This window comes from Planktothrix sp. FACHB-1355 (assembly GCF_014748295.1).
In the GTDB taxonomy this organism is placed as follows: domain Bacteria; phylum Cyanobacteriota; class Cyanobacteriia; order Cyanobacteriales; family Aerosakkonemataceae; genus Aerosakkonema; species Aerosakkonema funiforme_A.
Genome location: NZ_JACJUP010000558.1, coordinates 1 through 4,336, shown reverse-complemented (window position 1 = coordinate 4,336; position 4,336 = coordinate 1). Strand labels below are relative to the sequence as shown.

5 protein-coding genes and 1 pseudogene are annotated in these 4,336 nt (G+C 47.6%); all 6 read left to right on the top strand.

Features of this window, described 5'->3' with window-relative positions:
- Positions 1-511: pseudogene (locus H6S82_RS20565) on the top strand (hypothetical protein); the annotation flags it as partial.
- Between the two features lie 326 nt (positions 512-837).
- Positions 838-1,161 (top strand): 2Fe-2S iron-sulfur cluster-binding protein, encoded by a 324-nt coding sequence (locus H6S82_RS20560; protein WP_190466393.1) that lies wholly within the window; start codon positions 838-840, stop codon positions 1,159-1,161.
- Between the two features lie 8 nt (positions 1,162-1,169).
- Positions 1,170-1,361, top strand: a complete 192-nt coding sequence (locus H6S82_RS20555) for a hypothetical protein (protein ID WP_190466395.1) — start codon at positions 1,170-1,172, stop codon at positions 1,359-1,361.
- A 16-nt stretch (positions 1,362-1,377) separates the two neighbouring features.
- The gene (locus tag H6S82_RS33665; protein WP_242057044.1) at positions 1,378-2,574 is read left to right on the top strand and encodes a DUF3326 domain-containing protein; all 1,197 of its coding nucleotides are present in this window, start codon (positions 1,378-1,380) and stop codon (positions 2,572-2,574) included.
- Complete coding sequence (locus H6S82_RS20540; RefSeq protein WP_190466397.1) at positions 2,571-3,176, top strand: CPBP family glutamic-type intramembrane protease; 606 nt, start codon at positions 2,571-2,573, stop codon at positions 3,174-3,176. Before H6S82_RS33665 ends, H6S82_RS20540 begins: the two co-directional genes overlap by 4 nt.
- A gap of 783 nt (positions 3,177-3,959) precedes the next feature.
- Positions 3,960-4,336 (top strand): 4-Cys prefix domain-containing protein (locus H6S82_RS20535; RefSeq protein WP_347339519.1); only part of this gene is annotated, 377 nt, incomplete at its 3' end.

Below are 4,336 nucleotides of genomic sequence, written 5' to 3'. Positions count from 1 at the left end.
AAATCCGTTATTTTTGAATATGATGGCGTTGGCATATGAGGAAATTTTAATTCATGCTTGGAGACGAATCGCCGCTAAAGACGAACGCCGCGAATATTTATTAAATGCTTATATTCGGCGAATGCTAACGCGGGATATGGAAAGTCAATTTTATCGCCAAGGTAAACAACCGCGTCCCGAACAAATGCGTCCTTGGTTAACTTGGTTGGCGAAAAGAATGAGTGAATTAAATCAGCAAGAATTTACGCTCGAAAAGATCGATCGTCATTGGTTACAAACTTCCGCACAGAAGCGCTTATATCGTATGGGTGTTTTGCTGAGCTTGGGAGGTATTTTGATGAGTAAAAAGGCAATTGTACGGACGATATTGGCAAAAAATGGTTATATTCCTAAAGATTATCCCCGTTTTCTAGGATTGGCGACAGAAAGATTGTTTGTGCAAAAAGTGAGTGGGCGATATCGTTTTGTGCATGAATTGTTGCAAAGATATTTAGGTCAATTGCCATCGTAGTTTTTGGTGATTTCCATTCAATTATGGAGTTTCATAAAATGTCACTACAGTCGAGTATAGATATAATTTAATTATGGTATAGTTTTAGGTGGTGCGATCGCAGCATCAACGGCAGCAACCCTAACCTTGGAACTCGGTTTATCTTATATCGAATTGCTCAAAAGATATGTCAACTCTACGCCATTCGCCAAGTCGTTTTCCCATCCATGCTTACACACAGCATTGAACATGATAGATGACCATCTTCATCCTGCTTATGAAAGGTGCTAAAAAGAGCAAGTCAAAGTACAATACCCATTTAGACTGCCAAAATGTAAAATTTCAAAATGTCCAAGACTCACACCGTCGAAATTCAGCACCAAGGTAAAACCTACACCCTGCAAGTACCGGAAGATGTAAAGATTCTCAACGCCGCCCAAGCCGCCGGCATAGACTTGCCGAATTCCTGTAATGCGGGAGTTTGTACCACCTGTGCAGGGCAAATTTTAGCAGGAGAAGTGGATCAAAGCGATGGAATGGGCGTCAGTCCGGAACTGAAGGCAAAAGGCTATGTGTTGCTCTGCGTAGCTTATCCGCGCTCGGATTTAAAAATTGTCAGCGAGAAAGAAGACGAAGTATATCACCTACAATTCGGACAATATCAAAAATAATCAAACCCATGACAACACATTTTATTACCGCCGAAATTGACCTCCAAGAGTCCCCCGCCAAGCTGCATCAGGAAATTGAAGCAGAATTGGAAAAACGGGGCGAACCTCTGCGCTGGGCTGTTACTGGTGTCGATGTTGACCGACAAAAAGCCACTGTAGAAGCTGTCGTAACAGCAGCAACCGATGAATCCAAAATCTAAAATCTGAAATCCGAAATTGCTTGCACGTCCGTACACAGTTGTATTAATTGTGCCGACTGGCATTGGGGCGGCGATCGGCGGTTACGCAGGAGATGCTTTACCTGTAGCCAGAGCGATCGCCTCCTGTTGCGATTGTCTCATCACCCATCCCAACGTTCTCAACGGCGCTAGTTTATACTGGCCCCTACCCAATGCCTTATACGTTGAAGGTTACGGGCTTGACAAATTTGCCGCTGGATGCTGGGGATTGCGCCCAGTGCATCAAAACCGCATCGGTTTAATCCTCGACCGAGCGATCGAACCCGACTTGCAATTGCGCCACCTGCAAGCAGCCGACGCCGCCAGAGCCACACTGGGACTGAACCTCACCGACTGCATAGTCACAGATGCCCCATTGGGAGTGGAATTGCGAACATCGGATTCTGGTGCATCTTGGGGCACAATCCAAAATCTCGATAGCTTATTGAGAGCAGCTGAAGTATTGATAACGAAAGCTAAAGCAGAAGCGATCGCCGTCGTAGCCCGTTTCCCCGAAGACATCGACAGCCAAGCCCTCGCAAACTATCGCCAAGGCAAAGGCGTCGATCCCGTCGCCGGTGCCGAAGCCGTCATCAGCCACTCGATCGTCCGCACATTTCAAATCCCCTGCGCCCACGCCCCCGCCTTTTCCGCACCTTCCCTCGACCCGCACTTATCGCCCCGCTCAGCCGCCGAAGAATTGGGCTACACCTTCCTACCCTGCGTCCTCGTCGGCTTAAGTCGCGCCCCTCAGTTCGTCACAGCAAATTCCTTCGCTAGGCATCAGAAAAGAGCGGGAGAGCGGGAGAGCGGGAGAGCGGGAGAAAAGAAGAGTGGGAGAAGAGAAGAGCGGGAGAACAGGAGAACAGAAGAAAATGTACATAATGCTTTCCCCGCTCCCCCACTCCCCCCTGAAAGTATCTGGGCCGATCGAGTAGATGCGATCGTCATCCCTGCAACTGCCTGCGGTGGTAGTGCCATCCTGAGTTTCAGCCAACTGCCAGCGAAAATTATCTGCGTCGAGGAAAATCAAACTCAAATGCAAGTGCCTCCAGAATCGTTAGGGATCGAAGCATTACGAGTACACTCGTATTTAGAGGCTGTGGGGGTATTGGTGGCCCATAGAGCAGGTATTAATCCGTCAGCCCTCAGCCCAGACCTCTCTCCCATACGTAGCGTCTTAAAGAACTGGTGACAGATCCTTTACCTAACGATCCGGAATTTGAACCTCTTACACGCCCGCAACTTCTAGTTGCGATGGGCGTGACCGCAATCTTATTGTTGGTGGTTGCCAAGCTATGGCTGCAATTTGGTGCAGTCTCCCTTTTAAAAGTCCAATGGACGAGGCTTGCATTACCTATAGGAATTGGCATCGGTCTGGGAATTACCGCCGCTAGTTCCCTGGTTTATCGCCTTTGGCCGGCCTATCGCAAAAGCGCAGATGTGTATCTGGCATTGGTGTTAAAACCCTTATTGTGGCCAGATCTGATCTGGTTGGCATTACTGCCGGGATTGAGCGAAGAATTATTATTTCGAGGCGTAATGCTGCCTGCATTGGGCTTGAATATCCCCGCATTGTTAGTCAGCAGTATCTGCTTTGGTGTGTTGCACCTCAGCGGTATACAACAGTGGCCTTATGCCATTTGGGCTACTGCCATAGGGCTGATACTGGGATACAGTGCCCTTGGGACAGGCAATCTGTTAGTGCCGATCGTCGCTCACATCGTCACGAATCTCGTTTCTAGCTGCCTTTGGAAACTCGATAGCGGCGGAAATTCTGACTCTCTCAAAACTTAACAGCAAGTAGGGTGGGTTAAGCATGGGCGATCGCGTCTGCCAAAAAACCAACTGTTCGCAAACCTTGCCGTAGCCCACCATCACTATTGTCTGTAAGACCAGCAGCTCACCCATTTTTGCGATCCATAAAAAAATTTATCTAATCGTAGGGTGGGTTAGGCACGGGCGATCTAAAAGTCAAAAGTCAAATATTAAGGGAATTGGGAATGGGGCATGAGGCATGGGCCTGCGGGGAAGGGGGTGAGGGGGTGTATGTCCTACCCCCCAAATAAAAAAACGCCCAAAACTTGCGGGCGTCGATCATCAGGGTGCATCTACATTTTTAATATAACCTATACTGAGGGGTCTTACCCCTCACCCCTATAAATTTTTAATAAAACTTTACAATCGGTGCTGGCAAAGTCTGAAGGGATGCCATTCCCGATCTAATTATAGTCTGGACATCGTACTTTTTGTGTATCAAATAGGACAATAATCGATGACCCTATTCGCCACAAAGTAGCATAAAAACAGATATAGCTGGGTAAAGGGCAGTCTTGTTGTGAGATTTTACACAAATGATGTGAGCGGACGAGCTCTGGCGATCGCTTGCAAACCGATCGTGGCAGTAACAAATTCGCCTAAGCTGACGCGGAAATGGAACTGGTGAAGGACGATCGGCAATCCTTAAAACCCATATTGCATATAGGGATCTGCTGCTAACCACACCCAATTGCCCCATGCCTTCAGTAAATTTTGGGGAAAATTGTTGATAGACCGATCCCGCTAATTTTATCTTTATATATGGCCTACTGCCTAAATCCCGATTGCCAGAAACCAACCAGCAACCCACAGGGGACAAAATTTTGTCAAAATTGCGGTTCCAAATTGCTGTTGAGCGATCGCTACCGTGCCATCAAGCTCATCGGCGAAGGTGGATTTGGCAGAACCTTCTTAGCTGTGGATGAGTATAAACCATCCAAACCGCGCTGTGTAATCAAGCAATTTTTCTACCAAGGTGCTGGAGCCGAGATAGCTGTAGAACTATTTGAACAAGAAGCCGTGCGGCTGGACGATTTGGGCAAACATCCTCAAATTCCCGAACTTTTCGCCCACTTTGAAGTAGATAAGCGCCAATATTTAGTCCAAGAGTTTATAGACGGGCAAAACCTAGCTCAGGC